Consider the following 264-nt stretch of genomic DNA (forward strand, 5'->3'; position numbering starts at 1 on the left):
GTATTTACCATCCCAATAATCAAAAGGGTTAGTTGATGAAAATATCTCTTCGCCCCATCTATTGTATACATGAAGTTCATAGTTTTTGAAAAATCTTGGATTGACAGGTCCAAAATAGTCATTGGTTCCATCATTATTGGGGGTAAATCCTGTTGGGAATAAAGCATCTGTTCGTTTGTCATAAAATACAGCAGTGATTTTATCATTGGCTTTAAGATTTAATGTTACGGCTGTATCTTTATAATTAGGTATTAAAGTGTGTAC

The 264-nt window shown here is 33.0% G+C and carries 1 protein-coding gene; it reads right to left on the minus strand.

All coding sequences use genetic code 11. From position 1 onward, the window contains the following. A partial coding sequence (locus tag ACSNOK_RS34665; RefSeq protein WP_436784685.1) for a gliding motility-associated C-terminal domain-containing protein occupies positions 1-264 on the minus strand: 264 nt, incomplete at both ends.

The organism is Streptomyces sp. URMC 126 (assembly GCF_051386555.1).
Taxonomy (GTDB): domain Bacteria; phylum Actinomycetota; class Actinomycetes; order Streptomycetales; family Streptomycetaceae; genus Streptomyces.